Origin of the sequence: Thioalkalivibrio sp. ALE20 (genome assembly GCF_000381405.1) — a bacterium.
GTDB lineage: Bacteria > Pseudomonadota > Gammaproteobacteria > Ectothiorhodospirales > Ectothiorhodospiraceae > Thioalkalivibrio.
In genome coordinates this window covers 1-20,167 of the sequence record NZ_KB906487.1, presented here as the reverse complement: position 1 = coordinate 20,167, position 20,167 = coordinate 1, and the positions used below count along the sequence as shown (strand labels likewise).

The 20,167-nt window shown below is 66.7% G+C and carries 12 protein-coding genes; 6 read left to right on the top strand and 6 right to left on the bottom strand.

The genetic code is table 11. The annotated features are described in order from the left end of the window. Window positions 1-300 precede the first annotated feature (300 nt). Window positions 301-915 carry a hypothetical protein gene (locus F790_RS0113320; RefSeq protein ID WP_018870507.1) on the top strand — a complete coding sequence of 205 codons (615 nt, stop codon included), beginning with the start codon at window positions 301-303 and terminating at the stop codon, window positions 913-915. Between the two features lie 31 nt (window positions 916-946). Beyond that, the gene (locus tag F790_RS0113315; RefSeq protein ID WP_019591995.1) at window positions 947-3,142 is read left to right on the top strand and encodes an alkaline phosphatase family protein; all 2,196 of its coding nucleotides are present in this window, start codon (window positions 947-949) and stop codon (window positions 3,140-3,142) included. On the opposite strand, the gene F790_RS0113310 is transcribed toward F790_RS0113315, so the two are convergent. The 5 genes from F790_RS0113310 to ettA form a co-directional block, all read right to left on the bottom strand. Then, window positions 3,112-4,491: a hypothetical protein gene (locus tag F790_RS0113310; RefSeq protein ID WP_232199287.1), complete on the bottom strand. Its 1,380-nt coding sequence runs from the start codon at window positions 4,489-4,491 to the stop codon at window positions 3,112-3,114. The genes F790_RS0113315 and F790_RS0113310 overlap by 31 nt on opposite strands. A 42-nt stretch (window positions 4,492-4,533) precedes the next feature. After that, a complete protein-coding gene (locus F790_RS0113305) occupies window positions 4,534-9,648 on the bottom strand; it encodes a diguanylate cyclase domain-containing protein (protein WP_019591993.1) in 5,115 nt (1,704 codons plus the stop codon). Between the two features lie 57 nt (window positions 9,649-9,705). Further along, on the bottom strand, window positions 9,706-10,437 hold the full coding sequence (locus F790_RS0113300; protein ID WP_019591992.1) for a hypothetical protein: 732 nt from the start codon (window positions 10,435-10,437) through the stop codon (window positions 9,706-9,708). 30 nt (window positions 10,438-10,467) lie between these two features. Continuing rightward, window positions 10,468-11,256 carry a gamma-glutamylcyclotransferase family protein gene (locus F790_RS0113295; RefSeq protein ID WP_019591991.1) on the bottom strand — a complete coding sequence of 263 codons (789 nt, stop codon included), beginning with the start codon at window positions 11,254-11,256 and terminating at the stop codon, window positions 10,468-10,470. Window positions 11,257-11,347: 91 nt separating this feature from the next. Continuing rightward, entirely contained in the window at window positions 11,348-13,015 is a 1,668-nt protein-coding gene (gene ettA, locus F790_RS0113290) for an energy-dependent translational throttle protein EttA (RefSeq protein ID WP_019591990.1), read from the bottom strand. Window positions 13,016-13,125: 110 nt separating this feature from the next. Here ettA and crcB point away from each other — a divergent pair, with 110 nt between their 5' ends. Both crcB and F790_RS0113280 read left to right on the top strand, forming a co-directional pair. Then, the gene (gene crcB / locus F790_RS0113285) at window positions 13,126-13,560 is read left to right on the top strand and encodes a fluoride efflux transporter CrcB (RefSeq protein ID WP_019591989.1); all 435 of its coding nucleotides are present in this window, start codon (window positions 13,126-13,128) and stop codon (window positions 13,558-13,560) included. Continuing rightward, window positions 13,557-13,979 carry a CrcB family protein gene (locus F790_RS0113280; RefSeq protein ID WP_018870497.1) on the top strand — a complete coding sequence of 141 codons (423 nt, stop codon included), beginning with the start codon at window positions 13,557-13,559 and terminating at the stop codon, window positions 13,977-13,979. Before crcB ends, F790_RS0113280 begins: the two co-directional genes overlap by 4 nt. Before the next feature lie 62 nt (window positions 13,980-14,041). Here F790_RS0113280 and F790_RS0113275 read toward each other — a convergent pair whose 3' ends face one another. Continuing rightward, on the bottom strand, window positions 14,042-14,986 hold the full coding sequence (locus F790_RS0113275) for an isoaspartyl peptidase/L-asparaginase family protein (RefSeq protein ID WP_019591988.1): 945 nt from the start codon (window positions 14,984-14,986) through the stop codon (window positions 14,042-14,044). A gap of 179 nt (window positions 14,987-15,165) precedes the next feature. Between F790_RS0113275 and F790_RS0113270 the strand changes: the two genes are divergently transcribed. Further along, window positions 15,166-16,941, top strand: a complete 1,776-nt coding sequence (locus F790_RS0113270; protein WP_019591987.1) for a ShlB/FhaC/HecB family hemolysin secretion/activation protein — start codon at window positions 15,166-15,168, stop codon at window positions 16,939-16,941. A 65-nt stretch (window positions 16,942-17,006) separates the two neighbouring features. Beyond that, window positions 17,007-20,167, top strand: a 3,161-nt coding sequence (locus F790_RS0113265) for a filamentous hemagglutinin N-terminal domain-containing protein (RefSeq protein ID WP_019591986.1), incomplete at its 3' end; no start/stop codon positions are given.

Sequence of the window (20,167 nt, the reverse complement as noted above, 5' to 3'; positions counted from 1 at the left end):
GCTGGCCTCCTGCGGGGCGAACCTTGCCGCCCGGTGGGAGGCCGGCCCTCCTGCCGATTGTGCGTTCGGGCTGTCTCCTGCGCCGGATCGGCCAGGGGCTGGCCTCCTACGGGTCGAACCCTGCCCCCGGTGGGAGGCCGGCCCTCCGGCCGATTGTGCGTTCGGCCCATCTCCGGCGCCGGATCGGCCAGCGGCTGGCCTCCTACGGCACCTCCGCAGGAGGGTGCCTTGCCGGCGCGCGATGACAGGCACCGGGTGACCCTCCATGATGGGGACTGGTCGAACGGAGACCGCCGCGCGATGATCCCGCTGTGGTTCAAGCTGAGCTGGCTCGCCTTCCTCGCCGTGCTGGTGCCCGTGTACCTGCAGGAATACGGGCCGCTGAATTTCCTCTGGCTGTCCTCCATCGCGCTGGTGGCCGGCTGCGCGGCCGCCTGGCTGGAAAACCGGCGTCTCGCCTCCATGCTGCTGGTCGCGGTCCTGCTGCCGGAGCTCGTCTGGGTCCTCGACCTGGTGCTCAGCCTGCTGCTGCTAGGCAATCCGGTCATCGGTGCCGTGCACTACATGTACAACACCGACATCCCGCTGCACGTGCGCCTGCTTTCCCTCTATCACCTGCCGTTGCCGTTCGCGCTGCTGTGGATGGTCTGGCGCCTGGGTTACGACGCGCAGGCCTGGAAGTGGTGGCTGCCGATTGGCTGGGGCGTCCTGCTGGCCAGCTACGCGGTCGCGGAGGAGGGGGGCAACCTGAACTGGGTACTGGGCCCGCACGGCCAGCCGCAGGAATGGGTCGCACCCGAGCTGTGGCTGGCGTTCGTGGTGCTGTTCTGCACCGTGATGTGGTGGCTCACCCACCGCCTGGTGCGGTGGGTGTACCGCCGGTTTGGGGGCGCGCGACCGGGCGTGAGAGAGTGACGGCCGAAGCGCAAGGAAACGAGGGGGGATCATGGATGTTCGTTACGATTCGGGTGAAGTGGTTTTGGTTTGTCGCAACCGCCACGATGACCGATGTCTCTTCTACCGGCTGGACCCGCACGCGGACGACCCGTTCATTCCCTTGCACGAGACCGGAGGGGCAAGCTTCGATCGTCACTGGCGCATGGCCCGCGTCAGAGGCTATCTGCTGCAATGGGGCCCGCTGGGCGAACGTGATGGTGTATCCGGCTATCCCTACGCGCTGAGGGAGTTCGATCCTTCACTGGCCAATCCACTGCTGGGGCCTCTGGTGCAGGGCGGGTTCTGGGAACAGAACAAGTTCCTTGGACATCGCACGCATTACGGTGATGATCCCGACGAAGGGCAGCAACTGGATCTGGTGCCGGTTGGCAGTTTCGTGCTGTGTCTGATCCCCACCCGTGGTCGGGGCACCTTCGAGTTATGGAATTTCGATCCCCGGCCCGATGCCCCCGGGAGCGAAGATCCGATCCCGGAGCCCTATTCCGCACAGGGGGAGTTTACCCGCGGGCAAGGAGCGTTCCCGCTGATCCGCAAGGGTCACACGTTGCTTCCGATGGGCGATTATGTCCTGGAGCGTCTCCCCGGAGGGCGGCGTTTCCGTCTGTGGAGCTTTGACCCGCAGCTCGACAACCCGCTGTCCCTTCCGGTGATCCGGGAGGGTTCCTGGAACGAGATCGATGACGGCCACGAGCTGACGGTGGTCGGTAACCAGCTCCTGGACTGGTGCCCCGGTCATGGTCGTTACCGGCTCTGGACCCTGGATCCGGATCTTGAGGAGCTCCTCGCGGGGCCCGTGCGGGAAGGTCGACTCCCCGCGGCGATGGGCCCCGACTCGGAGCTTGTGGCATTCGAGGCCTCGCCCCGCATTGATAGTGGCAAGGCGGTGATTCCCGGGACGATGGATTTCATGCGTTCCAGGATTCGGCATGTTGTGTACTACATGCTCGAAAGCCGGTCTTTCGACAACGTGTGTGGCTGGTTGTACGAGAATGGTGGACGGGATTGCCACTTCATTGGTCGTACGGATCCTTTTGACGGTGCGACCACCGAGGATTTCAACTGGCATGGTGACCGCAAGGTGCACGTCAGTCAGTTTCACGACGGTGTCTTGAGCGAGGAATGGGATCTCGACACCCCCGGGCAGGACCCGTTTCATCACACCAGCGACAGTCTGCAGCAGATGTTTTCGGACATATCCGGTTACTGGCGAGGCGAGCCGCCGGATATGCAGGGATTCATCCTCAATACGGCAGACGATCAGGTGATGCAGACACTGAGCCCGGAACAGCTCCCGGTGCTCAATGGACTGGCACGTCATTTCGCCGTCTCGGATGAATGGTTTTCGTCGATTCCGGGAGGAACCGATGTCAATCGAGCCTTTTCGCTCACCGGCTCGGCATTCAATCGGCTGGGGACCTGGGAGGGCGGCAATGCTTATCAGTACTGGCCGTGTTATCCGCGCCGCCAGTCGATCTGGAAGCTGCTCTGGAGTCATGGCATCACCGACTGGAAGATTTACAACGCGGTGCTCTGGCAGGACGCGGTCTTTACCCGGCAGCTCTTCCTGCGTGGTCAGGTTCCGTCACTGGATGCGGAGCCGTCGCGGTACCTGGCGGATATCGAGCAATTCAAGACGGATGCCCGTCGCGGCGAACTCCCGGCTTTCAGTTACCTTGAGCCGGCCTGGATCGCCCCGTCCGGTTCTACCTCGTACCATCCCGGGAGTGACCTGGTGCCCGCGGAACGGACCCTGAACGAAATCTATGAGGCGCTACGCGACGGGCCCGCCTGGGAAAACACGCTGCTGGTGATTACGTTCGACAAGAACGGAGGTACCTACGATCACGTATCTCCGCCCTATGCACGCAAGCCCTGGCCGAATGACGGAGTGGATGGTTTCCGGTACGACCTGATGGGCCCCCGGGTGCCTGCCATTATGGTGTCGCCGTGGATCCGGGAGCGTAGCGTGATCCGATCCGGCGGAACGGTGCCGTTTGACTCGACCTCCTTCGGCGCAACCCTGCTCCAGTGGTTTGGGGTCCCGCGATGTTCATGGTGCCTGGGAGATCGCATGGTTCATGCCCCTTCCTTTGAATCCGTGTTGCAGGCGGATGAGCCACGCCAGGACGGTCCGAGCTTTACGCCGCCGTATGATCAGTCGAACCCGCGGTCACCCCACCGGTAGTGATTGCAGGTCTCGTCCCACCCGGCGGGCCGCCGGGCGGGCGGGGGCACGGGATCCCGGATGTCGTCGGGGTCGTACCGGCAATCATGGCTGGCACAGGCGTTGGCCTCATGGGCCGAGCAGTAATTCCAGGCCTCGGTGAATGAATCACAGGCGGCTTCCGGGTCGTTGGTATCAAGCTTGACCTGGATGCACAGTGACTGACGGTCCTCGGCGGACGGTTTTCCGGACCAGCGATCCTCGCACTGTTTCCGGACGGCCTCGGGTGAAGCCCCGGGGTCTTCCGCCATGGCGATCAGCCAGCATGCGGACACGAAATCCTTCTCCTCGTCCTCAATCAGGTTGAGCGATCCGCGGCCACATTTTTCGCTCGGGTTGTCCGGACAGCAGTTGTAGGAGGTGACATCCGGATGGTTGGTGGCAATCCAGGGGGTTGCCGGAGCGTCGGGGGCCAGGGAGGTCGAGCCGGTGTCGAGCACACGGACCGTGTCTCGCCCGATCATGCGGGCCCAGGTGCGGCGGGCATCGGCGCCGAATACCGCTACTGGCCGTGATTCATCGGGCTGCGTTGCGAGGAGTCGCAGCATCGGCCGAAGGAAGTCTCCGCCCGGACCGGTGCGGTCATCGAACCATTCCACGGGATCCGGCAGGTAACCGGTCTGGCCGGTGCCCGGTGCTGCAATCGGACGGGCGTCCACGATGGTCTGGAAGGCATCCGGATTCTCTGCGCCTGCGGCCCCCATGATCCGTCCCCATCGGCACATCGTGTAGTTTTCCAGATAGTCCTGTCCGGTGAGGGCCGGGATCGGGGGATAATCGAGGAAAAGTACGGTGCGCTGGCTCGCCAGAGGCAGGCCCAGTGGTAGAAACAGGGTCCAGGGCTCACCGGCCTGTGGATGCGGGTCCCAGCAGCCTTCCCGGGCCTTGCAGGCCTCGACCCCGCGGCGGGCCTGAGCGGCGTGCTCCGAATCAAGAAAGGCTGGATGCACGGTCGCATAGCGACGGGTCGTCGCGTTCTCGGGCTGGATGCGGACTCTGACTCGTTCGTCCGTTTCACCTTCAACCAGACTGACCGACACCTCGGGGTCGGGGACGCCGTCTCTCTCGAGCGACTGGGTCGTGAAATGTTCGATGGTTGCGGTCAGGTCCTCGTAGTCGCTGGCGTACGCCTCCGGGAGCCAGGATGCGTCGGGGTAGAGCTCGCGGATATGCGGCTCCGGTCCCAGGTCATATTCGACGGCTCCGGGGTTGTCGGCCATGGCGGGAATGCCGCTGCCCAGGCCCATGGCGATCATGACTACCGTCAAAAGCACCGGGCGGTTGTGGATGCAGGTACGGGGTGCTGGCATGGATGAAGTCCCTCTCTGTCTGCGGGCCAACAGGCCCCTGGTTCATGACGGGCCGGATTCGCGGGCGGGGTCCGGTGGCCGGGTGTCGGCGGGGCCAACGACCCGGTTGCGGCCGGCCTTCTTGGCGCGGTAGAGGGCTTCGTCGGCTTCGTTGATCAGATCCTGACGTCCCCCGCGGCCCGAAGGGATCCGGGTGGCGGTCCCGATGCTCACCGTGACCACGTCCGCGGTCGTGGAATATTCGTGCGGCAGCTGCTGCTCGAGGATGGCCCCGCGCAGCCGCTCGGCCGTCGCATGCGCGGCATCGGTGTCGATGCCGGGGAGGATCACCATGAACTCCTCGCCGCCATAGCGCACCGCCAGCTGTTCCGGGTCGTCGAGGGTCTCGCGGATGATGCTGCCGATGGTGATCAGGCAGTGGTCGCCGGCGGGGTGCCCGTAGTGGTCGTTGTAGGGCTTGAAATGGTCGACGTCGAACATGATCAGTGACAGGGGCCGCTGTTCGTGCCCCAGGCGGTCCCACTGTTCCTGGAGGTAGTCGTCGCCGCGCCGGCGGTTCGCAAGACCGGTCAGGCCGTCGCGCTCGGCGAGGTTCTGCAGCTCGCGATTCACTTCCTCGAGCTGGCGGGTGCGTTCGGCCACGCGGTCCTCAAGGGTGCGGGAATACTCCCGAACCTGTTCGTAGAGGCGGGCGTTTTCAAGCGCGACGGCGGCCTGGGCGGCCAGCAGACGGACGACCTCGGCGCGGTCCGGGGGAAAGGCGCCGGCGGTCAGGTTGTTTTCCATGTACAGCGCCCCGACGAAGCGTTCCCGTCCCAGGGGTACGCAGAGCACGGAAACCACCTGGCGCGCGGCGATGGCGGGGTCGTCGGTGAAGGCCCCCTCCTGGCTGGCGTTGTCCAGGACCACGGGCTCGCCGCTGCCCAGGACGTGACTGACCAGGGAGATCGGCAGGGCGATGCCGCTGCCGTCGGGGGTGATGGCGCCGGGGCTGGGTCCGGGTTCGGGTTCGGGGCCGGGCGGTGCCTGCGGCAGTTCCCCGACCATGGCTTCCACGCCGGGCAGGCCCCGGTCCCGTCGGATCAGACAGGCCCACTGGCCGCCGGCGTTTTCGAGCAGGATCTCCAGACTGGTGCGCAGCAGCTTCTCGGTCTCGATCTCTCCGGAGATGGCGCGCGAAGCCTTCATGATTGAAGCCAGATCAAGATCCTTATGGTCCAGGGCGTCATCGCCGTGATCACTGCCGGGGCCGGCGATCTCCTCCAGGACCGGATGCCGTTCCTCCAGCAGGCGCACCTTGCGCCGCGCTCCCCAGCGCGCGTACAGGCGGTGGGCGGCCCGCAGGTAGCCCTCGGCCGCACGGCGGCGCCCCCGGGCCAGCAGATGCGATGCGGCCCGTTCGCTGGCCATCGCCTCGTCGCGCATGAAGCCGCTGGCCGCGGCCGCTTCGATGGCGGCCTCGTATCGTTCCATGGCCGGTTCGTCGCTGCCGGACAGGCGTTCCAGCTCGGCTTCCATCAGATACTGCAGGTGCAGGAAGTTGTCCGGACAGTGGTCGGCCCAGCGCTGGATCCGGTCCAGGTCTTCCAGCAGCTGGTGCCGCATCGGGTCGTCGGGCGTCGTGACGCGATCGGGATGGACCCGGACGCAGGCCAGGAAATCCAGCAGGTAGAAGCGCGCCAGCTGCGGCAGAGACATGGCCGAACGGATCAGACGCTGCCGGCGGGCCAGGTGCTCCAGGGCGTGCTCGGGGGCGTCGTGCAGGACCGCGACCTCGGCCTTGTAGATGTGGTAGTTGGCCACTCCGGTCATGAACTGGCGCTGGTGCATGCCGTCGAGGCAGGCGTGTTCGTCGAACCGCTCGTCGCTCAGCGACAGCGGGTCCTGCGTGAGGCCCTGAAAGGCGTACTGCATCTGCAGGAAGAGGGTGGCCGAATCCAGCGAGTCGCGATAGTTGCATTCGCGGACGATCGCGATGTTTTCCTCGTGCTGGCGCGTGGCCTCCGGCAGGTCCAGTGCCGGATCCCAGATCACGCAGTCCTGGGCGCTGTAGGCCAGATAGAGGAGATCGCCGGACTGGTGGCCGGCCTCGATGCCCCGCCGGAACCACGGGGTCAGGCTGGACCAGTGATGGCTCCAGTGGTGGATGAACATCGCGTAGACGTAGATCACCCGTGCCCGCAGGGCGAGGTCGTCGAACCGTTCGTTGATGGCCAGACCCAGACGTCCGTATTCGAGCCCCAGCGCAGGGTCGTCCAGCTCGCCACACAGCAGCATCCCGTAGGCGGCGTGGATGAAGGCGGCTTCGGGACAGTTACCATGGCGCAGGGACAGATTCACGCCCTTGAAGACCAGATAGGGAAACAGGTTGCCGCTGCCCGACAGGAACGATGCCGGGAAGATCTCCATCAGCAGGCGCATGGCAAGGAGCACGGAACGGTCCTCGACGTTCGGGGCGTCCAGCAGGTCGGCGATCGCCCGATCCCCCAGATGTTCCGTGATGCGTGCGCGCTCTTCGGCCACCTCGCGGTCGCCGGGATCCTCGTGGATCTCCACGCCCAACAGGCGCAGGCCCTCGATGGCCGTGTGCATGGAGGCCTCCATGCGGCCAAGCGTTGCGTACTGGCGGGTGCGGGTGGACAGGAGTTCCACCTTTTCGTAGGTCCCGGGGGCGTGGTCGAACAGGAGCCCGGCCCATTCCTCGGCCTCGTCCTGCCGGCCGGTCAGATAGGCGCATTGCTGCAGCTCCCGGGCCAGTTCGAACGCCAGTTCCGGGTGCGTGGCGTCTGTCGGTTCGGGCAGCAGGGCATGGCCGACGTGCAGCAGTTCGTAGGCGGTTTCGTAGGCCGCCACGTTGCGCGCGCGTATCCCCGCGCGCAGGTTGAAACGGGCCAGCGCAAGACGTTCTTCGGGATTTTCGATCAGTGAGCGTCCCGCATTGAGATGGCGGACCATCTCCATCAGACGGTCGCCCTCGATCGCGTCACCGGAATGCCGGCGCATCAGGCGGCCGATGGACAGATGCACGCCGGTCATCTCGCGCGCATCCGACAGGCGGTAGGCGGCCTGCTGGACGCGGTCGTGTGCAAAGCGGTAGACCGGGTTCCACCGGTTCTCTTCCGGCGCACCGTCGTCCGGGGCGTGTCCCACGAGGCGATAGTCGGCGTGCAGCGGCACGATGGTGTGCTGGCGCAGGGCGGGCATCAGGGTCTCGGCCACCTCCGTGGCCGGGCATTCGCGGATCACCGCCAGGGTCTCGAGTTCGAAGGTGTTGCCGATGCAGGCGGCGAGCTGCAGGACGCGGCCGGTGGCTTCCGGCAGCTTGCGCAGGTTGTCGATCATGAACTCGACGATGTCGCCGCTCAGTCCCGCCCACAGGGCCGCTTCCGTGTCCCAGGTCCAGCCGCCGTCGGGACCGGGACGGATGACGCCTTCGTCATGCAGTGTCTGCAGCAGCTCGCCGGTAAAGAAGGGGTTGCCCCGGGCCTTGTCGTGGACCAGGTCGCCCAGCGGGCGAACCCGCGCCTCGTCGTCCTGCAGGGTATCCGCCACCATGCGGCGTATGGAGTCGCGGTCCAGCGGAGCGACCGGCAGGTCGTGGACCGGGCGCCCCGCGCGCACGGGCTCGAAGGCCTGGTGCAGGGGGTGCCCCGGGGGCACCTCGTTGCTGCGATAGGCGCCGATGATCAGGAGGTGGTCGGTATCGCGTGACAGGGCGAGCTGCCTGATCAGGTCCCGGGTCGGACCGTCACTCCACTGCAGGTCGTCGATGAACAGGACCAGCGGGTGCCCGCGGCCGGCAAACACCCGGACGAAGTCCGCCAGCACGATGCGGCTGCGGTTGCGTGCCTCGTCGGGAGGCAGCTCGGCGACCGGTGGCTGGGGGCCGATGATCAGTTCCAGTTCCGGGACCAGATCCAGCACCAGCTGAGCGTTGGGAGACAGCGCCTCGTTCAGCCGTTGTTTCCAGCGTGCAAGCCGCGCCTCCGGTTCGGCCAGCAGCTGCTGTACCAGGGTGCGGAAGGCGGCGGCCATTGCGGAGTAGGCGCCCTGATGGAACTGGTCGAACTTGCCCCGCGCGAAAAAGCCCCGTTCCCGTACCAGCGGGCGGTCGATCTCGTTGACCAGGGCGGATTTGCCGACGCCGGAGTAGCCGTGCACCAGGCACAGTTCGGTGCCGCCCGCCGCGGCCGATTCGAACAGCTCCGCGAGTTCGTCCAGCTCCCGTTCCCGGCCGTACAGCCGCTGCGGCAGGAGGAAGCGGGAAGGCCGGTCATGCCGCGCTGGCTCGAAGTCCTCGAGCCCTGAGCCGGACGCTACGGCCTCGGCGCACTCGGCCAGGTCGCGCGCCAGACCCGCGCCGGTCTGGTAGCGATGCTCGGGATCCTTGGCCAGCAGCCGCAGCAGGATCCGCGTAACCGCGGGCGGGAGATCGGGGGCCAGGTCGCCGGGGTCCGGAGGCGTCTGGCTGATGTGGGCATGAACCCACTCGAGCACGCCCTCGGCGGTGAACGGGCGTTGTCCGGCAAGGGCCTCGAACAGCGTGACGCCCAGGGAATAGAAGTCACTGCGGTAATCCAGTTCGCGGTTCATGCGCCCGGTCTGTTCGGGCGAGAGATAGGGCAGGGGCGCCCGACTGCCGGCCTCCAGCGAACCCTGGCGTTCGCGCCCGAGCTCCGAGGCCAGACCGAACCCGGTGAGCCGCGGCGAATCCTCGTCGGCGGGCAGGCGGATGTGGTCGGGGGTGACGGCCTTGTGCACCATGCCCCGGGCATGGAGCCCGTCCAGGATCTCCGCGATGCGACCGCCCATGGTCAGCCCCTGCGCGAGCGGCACCCGGCCGTCGGGTGCCCGCGCGAGCCGGTCGCTCAGGGTCTCCGTCACCGGCTCGGTCACCAGCGCCGTGCGTCCGCGGCCACAGGTCTCCACGGCATGGACCTGCAGGACCCCGTCGACGTCCGCCAGTGCGCGGGCGATGCGTCCGTCCCGGCGGATCTCCGCCAGCTGCCGCCGCGACGGATAATCCGAGGCCAGGGTCTCGATGACCCGTTCTTCCCCGGAGCATTCCTCGCGTGCGTGGTAAAGCACGCGTTCGCGGTCGCGGCGCAGGACGGGCCCGACCCGGTATCCGGTCAGCCGCGGGGCCTCGGTGACCATGCGGCTAACGGGTGTCTTCGGGACGGGTGGCGGGGCCGCTGCCCGTGTGAGGGACGCTCATTCGCGTGACGATGCGGGCCCGAAGATGCGTTCGAACGTCGCCGCATAATCCTCGCGGGCCGTGTCGCGCAGGGGCTCGCCGTGTCCGCAAAGTGCATGCCGGAAGTCCCGTTCGATCAGGCGATCGAAATCCTCGGCACCGGGTTCGGCGTTCTGCAGCCAGAGTGGTCCGATGTTGGCCGGGGTGAAGAATCCCATTTCACGCATGCGCTCGCGGGAATCGTCGGAGAAGAACGTGTCGGGAGCCGTCCAGTTCTGCAGTGCATCGCAGGCCACCAGGATGCCCCCGTCGCGGTGCAGGTGCAGGATGGCTTCGGGGATCCGGGTGGTCCGGAAGGTGAACAGGTCGGCATCGGACACCGGCAGGGCCCCGTCCGGGTCCAGCGGGTGGTCGGCCGCCAGGCCGGTTTCGTGCGTCATCTCCGGCAGGGCCCAGTAACGTGCGCCGTACTGCTGCACGTAGAACGGGTCGTCCCGACCGTGCAATGCCCCCAGGCGGACCACGTCGGTGACCCGCCCGAGCTTCTCCAGTGCCGCCAGTCCCTCGCTGTCCAGACGCACGCTGTTGACCACGATCAGGCGGTCTTCGTCGCGGATCACGGTCATGTTGCGGCTGAATTTCCAGTCGGCATCCAGCAGACGGGTTTCCATGGCACCGGTGACGAAAAAGACGCCGTCATGGACTTCTTCGAGCGTGCCGTGTGGCAGGGCTGCGGGGTATGTGCTCATGCGGGTTCCTTGCAGGCCGGGGCTGTGGTCTCAATGGTAGTCGAAGTGCCCGACATAGCGATATTCGCGGTCGTATTCCCGCAGATAGTTGTACAGGTACTGGCGCTGGGTCGGTCCGAGCCGATCGGCGCGCAGATCCTCGAGGGTTTCCGAGCCGTCGCTGGTGTCCATGCGGCGCAGGTGAAACAGGGTCATGTCCTGTCCGCCAAAGAAGTCCCTGAGCCAGGTGTGTGCGGGCCGGGCATCACTCATGTCGAACACGGCCCCGTAGAGGGCGGTGAGATGCGGGTACCCGGGCAGCGAGCGGGCATCGAAGCGCGGGTGGCTGCCGGGCGGGTGCTCGAACGGCGGGGCGTCCTCGACGGCGAGGGTCGGCTGGGCGCGCAGCCGGGCGATGTGTTCCCGGTCGAGCCCGGCGCGTTCGGCACCGCGGATCAGGATGTTGAGGTAGCGCTGGCTGGGCAGGCAGCGATCATCCAGAAAATCCGGCCGCCCGCGATAGGCATAGGCACTTTCGCTACCCTCGGGGGTCTCCACCTCGACCACGATGCGGTCATACCCGACTCCTTTCGCCTCGACCTTGTCCAGGGCCGGCAGGCTGTCATCCGGACACTCGTGCAGGATGCCCACCACGCGGTCGCCGGGCGTTGCCGAGGGCTCGATGTTGCCCACGCCCCCCTCGTGGCGGAAGAAATGCCGGACATTGAATCGCAGCTGCCAGCCGTGGAGCACGGCGGGCCGCGAGCGTACCGGCTCCACCCCCTTGGCCCGCAGCGAGATCAGATCCAGGTTGGAGCCGAAACCGAAATACCGGAACATGGTGACCCTCCGTTTTCCACTGCGTTCGATGCCATCGCCCGCCCCGGAAGACACAAAAAAGGCCCGGCATGGCCGGGCCTTCGGGGCGGGGTCAGTCCGCCAGGCGCTTGTACTTGACCCGATGCGGCTGGTCGGCCGCGGCGCCCAGGCGCTGGTGGCGGTCTTCCTCGTACTCCTGATAGTTACCGTCGAAGAACACCACGTTGCCGTCCTCCTCGAACGCGAGGATGTGCGTGGCGATGCGGTCGAGGAACCAGCGGTCATGCGAGATCACGATCGCGGAGCCGGGGAAGTCCAGCAGGGCCTCTTCCAGCGCGCGCAGGGTCTCGACGTCGAGGTCGTTGGTCGGTTCGTCGAGCAGCAGGAAGTTGCCGCCGCTCTGCAGCAGCTTGGCCAGGTGCACGCGGTTGCGTTCGCCGCCGGAAAGCTCCTTCATGCGCTTCTGCTGGTCGGTGCCCTTGAAGTTGAAGCGGCCGCAATAGGCGCGTGACGGCATTTCGAAGTTGCCGACCCGGATGACGTCCTGACCGCCGGAGATCTCTTCCCACACGGTCTTCTCGTCCTCCAGCGCATCGCGGTTCTGGTCCACGTAGGCCAGCTGGACGGTCTCGCCGACGTCGATGGTGCCTTCGTCCGGTTCTTCCTGTCCGGAGATCATGCGGAACAGGGTGGTCTTGCCCACGCCGTTCGGGCCGATCACGCCGATCAGCGCACCGCGCGGCACGTTGAACGACAGGCCCTGGTAGAGCACGCGATCGCCGTAGTGCTTGGACAGGTTGTCCACCTCCAGCACCTTGTCGCCCAGACGCGGACCCGGCGGGATGTAGATCTCCTTGGTCTCGGAACGCTTCTGGTAGTCGCTGGAGGCGATCTCCTCGAAGCGCTTCAGGCGGGCCTTGCTCTTGGCGCCGCGGCCCTTGGGATTGGAACGCACCCACTCGAGCTCGGCTTCCATCGCCTTCTGCCGCGCGGCCTCGGCCTTTTCTTCCTGCTTCAGGCGTTTTTCCTTCTGCTCCAGCCACTGCGAGTAGTTGCCCTGGAACGGGATGCCCTGGCCACGGTCCAGCTCGAGGATCCAGCCCGCCACGTTGTCGAGGAAGTAGCGATCATGGGTGACCGCGACCACGGTGCCCTGGAACTCCTGCAAAAAGCGCTCCAGCCAGGCCACGGACTCGGCATCCAGGTGGTTGGTCGGCTCGTCGAGGATCAGCATGTCCGGGCTGGACAGCAGCAGCCGGCACAGCGCCACGCGGCGGCGCTCGCCGCCGGAAAGGTTGTTCACGTCGGCGTCCCACGGCGGCAGGCGCAGGGCGTCGGCCGCGACCTCCAGCTTGCGGTCCAGGTTGTGACCGTCGGCGGCCTCGATCTTCGCTTCCAGTTCGGCCTGCTTCGCGGCCAGGGCGTCGAAGTCGGCATCCGGTTCGGCATAGGCCGCGTACACCTGATCCAGTTCGGTCAGGGCCTCCTTCACCGAGGCGACCCCGTCTTCCACGTTGCCGCGCACGTCCTTTTCCGGATCGAGGTGCGGTTCCTGCGGCAGGTAGCCGATCTCGATGCCCGGCTGCGGCCGCGCCTCGCCGACGATCTCGGTGTCCACGCCGGCCATGATGCGCAGCAGGGTGGACTTGCCGGCCCCGTTATAGCCCAGCACGCCGATCTTGGCGCCGGGGAAGAAGTTCAGGTTGATGTCCTTGAGGATGTACTTCTTCGGCGGGACGATCTTGCCCACGCCGTTCATCGTGTAGATGTACTGCGCCATGATGCTCCTGCGAAGCGTTTGTCGGGGTAATCAGGGCGTGCACTTTACCATTCCGGCCGGCGGGAAGCTTGGTGGTCGGCCTGCGGGAGGGGCGGTGGCTCGACAGCGCAATGACCGGACCCGAAAATGGCCCGATGATCACGTGGTGGCAGGGCCTGTTGCTGGTAGGGGCGGGGGGTGCGCTGGGCGGGCTGGCGCGCTTCTGGCTCGTGCAGTGGATCGACAACCGTACGGGGGGAGGCCGATTCCCCTGGGGAACGCTGGCGGTGAACGTTTCCGGTGCGCTGCTGATCGGCCTGGCGCTGGGCTGGGTGTCCGAGCCGGTGCTGACCTCATGGCTCTGGCTGTTGCTGGTGGTGGGGGTGCTCGGCAGCTTCACCACGGTCTCGTCGTTCAGCCTGCAGGTAGTGGGCGTGGCGGAGCGTGACGGCCCGCGCCCGGCGGTGCTCTACGTCCTGCTGACGCTGGCCGGCGGGCTGATGCTGGTTTCCCTGGGTCATGTTCTGGGCCATGGTCTGGCTCGTGCGGCGGGCGGGGCGGCATGACGGGGTATGACGTCCGCCTGTCCGCGTTCGTCGCGCTGGGGGCCGCGCTGGGCAGCATGGCGCGGTACGGCCTGTCGTGGACCGGGCTGCACCTGGTGGGCACCGGGTTCCCCTGGGATACGCTCGCGGTGAACATCGCCGGGTCCTGGCTGATCGGGCTGTATGCGGTGATCAGTGCGCCGGAGGGCTGTCGCCCGGCCGACCCGGTGACGCGGCAGTTCGTGCTGGCCGGGTTCTGTGGCGGGTTCACCACCTTCTCGGTGTTCAGTCTGGAAAGCCTGTGGTTGATGCAGTCGGGCAATCCGGGTCGTGCCGCGCTGTACGTGGCCGTGTCGCTGGTGCTGTGGATCGCGGGGGGCTGGCTGGGCAGCCGCATGGGGCGGCACTGGAACGCGGCCGCGGAACGGCGGGAACGCTGAGCCCCGGTGGGTGAGGCCCGTTCGGCGGGCAACCCCGTTCCGGGGCCCGCGGCGTGGCCCGGTCAACGGGCAGGCGGGAGGGGCGGGGGCTCGATGCCGGTACGGCTCGGGCCTCCGTGTTCGATCCAGCCGTGGAGCATGCGCGGGGTGGTGGTGCCGGCCGCGCAGCGCCCTGCATGGTCGATCACGATGGCCCCGCCGTAGCCGCCGATCCGTTCGTGCAGGTGCTGCAGGCTTGTGGTCAGGGCCTCGCGGGCGTCGAGACCGAGGTAGCGGATGCGGTCGGCCAGGTCCCTGGCGAAGACGCTGCGCAGGAAATCCTCGCCGTGCCCGGTGGCGGAGATGGCGGCGGTGGCATCGTCCGCGTACGAGCCCGCGCCGGGGATGGGCGAGTCGCCGACCCGGCCCGGGCGCTGGCCGGTCATCCCGCCGGTGGAGGTGGCCGCGGCCAGATGGCCGTGGCGATCGCGCGCGACCGCGCCGATGGTTCCGGGCGCGGGCTCGTCATGATCCAGCGTGACCCGGCCCTGGCGCAGGGCACGCTCCAGCTGTTCCCGCCGCTGCGGGGTGATCAGGGTGTCTTCGTCCACCTGCGGCATCCCGATCTCGCGGGCGAAGGCGGCGGCGCCGTCCGCGACCAGCAGCACGTGTTCCCCGTCTTCAAGGATCGCCCGCGCCAGGCGGACCGGGTTGGCGATGCCCCGGACCGCCGCGACGGCCCCCGCAGCGAGAGCCGCGCCATCCATGATTGCGGCGTCCAGTTCCACCGTGGCGTCGCGGGTCAGGGCGGCGCCGGTGCCGGCGTTGAACAGGGGGTCGTCCTCGAGCCGCGCCGCGCAGTACTCCACGGTATCCAGGGCGCGTTCTCCCCGCGCCAGGCGCTCGCGGCCGGCATCCAGGATCGCGTGCAGCGCGGCGTGATACGCCTCGGCGGCCGCCGCGTCCTGCGCCTCGCGCAGCTCCCCGGCGCCGCCGTGGATCATCAGCGAGAAGTCCCCGGATGTCATCGCTTCTCCTCGATCGGGCCGTAGTGACTAACGGATGGATAACGCCAGGCTGACCGGAAGTATGGCATTGATCCGAGGTCTGTGGCGGAATGCCAAAAATTCCGACTGGATCACAAGATCTGTTCGTCTGCCAATCACGGACGAGGCGTGTCCCGGACAGTGAAGAAAGGATCGAATCAATGCACGCTGCCGCGTTCTTCAGCGGGACTGAGCGGGTGTCTCCCCGGGCCAGAGTCCTGCTCCTGTCGCTGCTGGGCATCAGCCTGTGCGTACCGGTTCACGCTCAGGTGGAGCCGGATGCAGGCACTCTCCTGCGCGACCGCCCGGAGGTGCCGCGGGAGCCGGAACGCATGCCCGAGCGCGAGGCGTTACCGGAGCCGATGGAGGAGACCGATGTTCGCATCGAGCTCGAGCGGGTGGTCTTCGAGGGCTACGAGCCGCTGGCCGAAGAACCGGAGCTGCAGGCGCTGGTGGCCGATCGGCTGGGCGAGGAGCTGGGTTTCAACGGCCTGCAGCAGCTGGCGGAGCGGGTGACCCGCCATCTGCGCGAGCAGGGGTACATCCTTTCCTTTGCCTACCTGCCGGAGCAGGACGTGAGCGACGGCGAGGTCGTGATCCGTATCCGCACCGGGGAGCTGGAGGACGCCGGTTCCTGGGAACACATCCTCGAGGACAAGGATGTGCGTCTGAGCGACGAGCGGGTCGTCGGCATGCTCAATCACCAGCTCGGTCCGGAGCAGGAAGCGCTGGTGCAGGCCGCGCAGCTGGAGCGGACCCTGTTGCTGTTCAACGACCTCGCCGGCATTCGCGCCAGCTCCAGTCTGCGGGCCGGGCGAGAGCCGGGCACCACGCGGATGGACATCGACTTTCGCGAGGAGGATCGCTACACCGGCACGCTGTGGGCGGACAACTACGGCAATCGTTACACCGGCGAGGAGCGGCTCAACGCCCGCGGTGCGATCAACAATCTCAGCGGCCGCGGGGACCGGCTCACCGGCATGGTGTCTGCCGCCCGCTGGATGACCAACCTGGATGTCCAGTACACCACCCCGCTGGGCTACAGCGGCCTGAGCGGGCACCTGGAGCTGGGGTATCTCGACTACGAGCTCGGCCGCGAGCTCTCCGATCTCGATTACGAGGGCGATGCATTGACCGCGGGGGCGGGGCTGTCCTACCCCCTGATCCGCTCCCGCCTGCGCAACTTGTCGCTGGAAGTCAGTTACCAGTATCGCGAACTGGACGACGAGCAGGCCGGCGACAACGTTCGCGACCGGGTCTACCACACCGGCACCCTCGCGCTGGACGGAGACTGGCTGGACGACATCGGCAACGGGGGTCTGGTCAACTACCGGCTGGCGGCCACCGTGGGCGATCTGGACCGGTCCGGCAACGCCTTCGACCGTGAACTTGACCGCCAGACGGCGAGAACCCACGGCAGCTTCCGCAAGCTCAACCTGGAGGCCCTGCGGCTGCAGCGGATCACGGATGATTTCAGCCTGCTGGTGCGCGCCTCCGGGCAGTACAGTTTCGACAACCTGGATTCCGCCGAGCAGTTCAGCGCGGGCGGGCCCCACGGCGTGCGCGCCTATCCGGCTGGCGAGATCAGCGGCGACCACGGCTGGCAGGCCACCGTGGAGGGCCGTTATGAGGCGGCCACCCTCGACGGCATCGACAGCCGTCTGCAGCTCACCGCCTTCTACGACGCCGGTGGCGTGACCCTGCGCCGCGACCGCTGGGACGGCTACACCCCGGCGAACGCCAACGAGACCAACACCCCCGTGATCCAGGGGGCCGGTGTGGGCGCCAATCTGCATCGACCGGGCGTTTATAGCCTGCGCGCCAGCGTCGCCTTCAAGGTGAATGACGACGTGGACGACCGCAGCGTGACCGGCAAGGACTCCGACGGCCGCAGTCGGGACCCCCGCTTCTGGGTCCAGGCCATGGTGTGGTTCTGAACCGGAGCGACCCCGCAACCACGCTCGACCCTCGAAAACGCGTTACGAGAACCCTGGTGACCGCCATGAACGACCGCAAGAACCGCATCCGTCCCGCTTCCCTGAACCACACCTACCGCCTGGTGTGGAGCGAGAAGAGCCAGAGCTTTGTGGCCGTGGCCGAGATCACCCCCGGGCGGGGCAAGGCCGGGCGTACGGTTACCGGTGCCGTCGCGGGTCTGATGCTGCTGGCCTCCTCCGCCGCTTGGGCGGTGGACCCCGGGGCATTACCCGACGGGGAGAGCCTGACCCATGGCGATGCCACCTTCACCCGTGACGGCGACGAGCTGATCATCGAGCAGGGCAGTGAGCGGATCATCACCGAGTGGGAGCGTTTCAACATCGGCGAGGATGCCGGGGTGCGCTTCGATCAGCCCGGCAGTGACAGCGCCGCGCTCAACCGCATTCTCGACGAAAATCCCAGCCAGATCCTGGGTCGGCTCGAGGCCAACGGCCAGATCTTTCTGACCAACCCGGCGGGTATTACCTTCGGCGAGGGTGCGCAGGTGAACGTGGGCAGCCTGGTCGCCTCCACCCTGGAGATCAGCGATGAGGATTTTCTCGACGGGCGGCTGAACTTCGAAAACCGCGGGAGCAGTGACGGCCGGATCAAGAACCGGGGCGAGATCGAGGCGGCCGGCGGCGTGGTGGCGCTGATTGCCAACGAGGTGAGCAACCAGGGCGAGATCCGCAACGACGGCGGCGACGTGGCGCTGGCCGCCGGGGACGAGGTCACCCTCGACTTCGACGGGGACGGCCTGACCACCGTGACCGTCGAACGTGGCGTGCTGGATGCCCTGGTCGAGAACGGCGAACTGATCCGGGCCGACGGCGGGCAGGTGGTCATGACCACCCAGGCGAAAAACGCCATCTACCGCAACCTGGTCAACAACGAAGGCACCGTCCGGGCGCGCACCCTCGAGGAGGGTGAAGACGGGCGGATCATGCTCAGTGGCGGCATGGAGGAAGGCGAGGTCCGCGCCGGAGGCACCCTGGACGCCAGTGCTCCGGACGGTGGCGACGGCGGCCGCATCGAGACCTCGGCCGCGCAGGTGGACATCGACCCCGATATCGAAGTCACCACCCACGCCGAACAGGGCCAGACCGGCGAATGGGTGATCGACCCCACCGACGTGTACATCGTCGAAGGCGACGAGGACGGTGGCCAGCTGAACGACGATTCACTGGCCGACGGAGTGACCACCGTCCACAACAACACCCTGGAGAGCGCGCTGGAAACCACCAGCGTCACCATCGAGACCCCGGAAGAAGGGGGCGATGGGGCCGGGGATATCTTCGTCGACGCCGACGTGGCGTGGAGTGAAAACACCCTCACCCTCTCGGCCTACCGCGATATCGAGATCAACCGCCACCTGGATGCCAGCGCCGGTGGTCATCTGACCCTGGAATACGCGCAGGGAGATCCCGAGGGAGGCTACCGCGTGAACATGGCGGGGGGCTATGTCGATACCACCGACGAGGGACGCGACTACGCGGGCCGGATCTCCCTGGACGGGGCGTCCACCTTCCGCACCCGGTACGCCGATGATGCCGAGATCGAACACAACGTCATCACCGACGCCAACGAACTGGACGCGGTGCGCAATGACCTGGACGGCGACCATGTGCTGGGCGGAGACGTCGATCTGGACGGCTTTTCGGCAAACGCAGGCTGGGAGCCCGTGGGCGACGAGGACAGCCCTTTCACGGGCGGTTTTGACGGCCTGGGCAACACGGTCGGCAACCTGACCATCGACCGCCCGGACGAGAATGAAGTGGGGCTTTTCGGTCATGCCGAGAACGCCTCCTTCCGGCACCTGCAGCTGCAAGATATCGACGTCACGGGGAAGGAAAGCACCGGGGGGCTGGTCGGTTACTGGAGCGTTACGGACAGCGCCTTCATGGAAGGGGTTCAGATATCCGGTGGAGTGACCGGGAAGGATAATTCCCTGGGTGGCCTCATTGGGAGGGCGGAAACGAATGGAGGTGAGGACGGCGCGGAGCTGGCCATTGCGCGGATCCACATTGATGCCGTTGTCCATAACGATGGAACCGTCGGGGAGTTTAGTGGGGCCGACACCGGTGGCCTGGTCGGGAGTGTGCGTGTCGGGAGTGCACTTTCGGATGCAGATGAACATGACCAGCTTGCCATAACCCGTTCGCTGGTTGCGGGGAGCGTGACCAGCAGCACGCATTACGCGGTAGGAGGCCTGGTCGGGGAATTGGGGAATCTCGGTAAAGGACTCCGAATGGATGAGGTGCAAACATCCACCAAGGTGACGGGAACCGGCCGCCTGGGTGGAATTGTTGGCTCGTTCATCGTTATGAATGAAGCAGAAGCCGAGCTTGCCGGTTTGCGGGCCTCGGGGGATGTTGTTTACGAGGAAGGCGACCAGGGTGAGGGCGAATATATTGGGGGCCTCTTTGGGGAAGTCTGGCTTCCAGGCAAAGAAGGGAGCTCCTTAACGCTTGAAAACGCCCATGCCTCGGGCAATGTGTCGGGAATAGAGCAGGTAGGCGGGCTCGTCGGTAAGTGGGGCAGCGATGGCTCGGGATCTTTTGATGCCGAGATGGATTCGGCATTGAAGAACGTCTATGCGACGGGAACGGTCTCCGGTGAGGAGTCGGTCGGGGGCTTGATCGGGCAGGTCGAAGGTGAAGCTTCAGAGGACTCGTTCCAGGTCACGCTCGAAAACGCCTACGCCACCGGGGCGGTAGAGGCTGACGCCGCCGGGGGCGGCCTGCTGGGGCGGGTGAATCTTCTGGACGGCAGTGGCGCGGTCCATCTGGAGAACGTCTACGCCTCCAACACAGTGAATGGCAGCCAGGATCCGGGGGGCCTCGTGGGCCGGGTGGACAATGACACTCGCTTCACGGTCTCCGGGGGCTTCTATGATCGCGAGACCAACACCGACGACGCCATGTTGGATGCGGATGTCTACGGCGCAAGCCGCGCCGAGATCCGGGGTGCCCTGGAAGGAGAAGGCGGCTGGACGGTCGAGGACGAAGCCAATGCCACGGATATCGAAGGTTACGGGCTGGGGCTGCTGCCGTACCTGTCGGACGTCACCATTCCGGAAGACGTGAACGAGTTGCCCATGGCGACCCTGTTCGAGGGTGGCTGGGGTGATGCCGAAGGGGACGGCGCCTATACCGTCGCGCGGGCGGATCAACTGCAGAACATCAA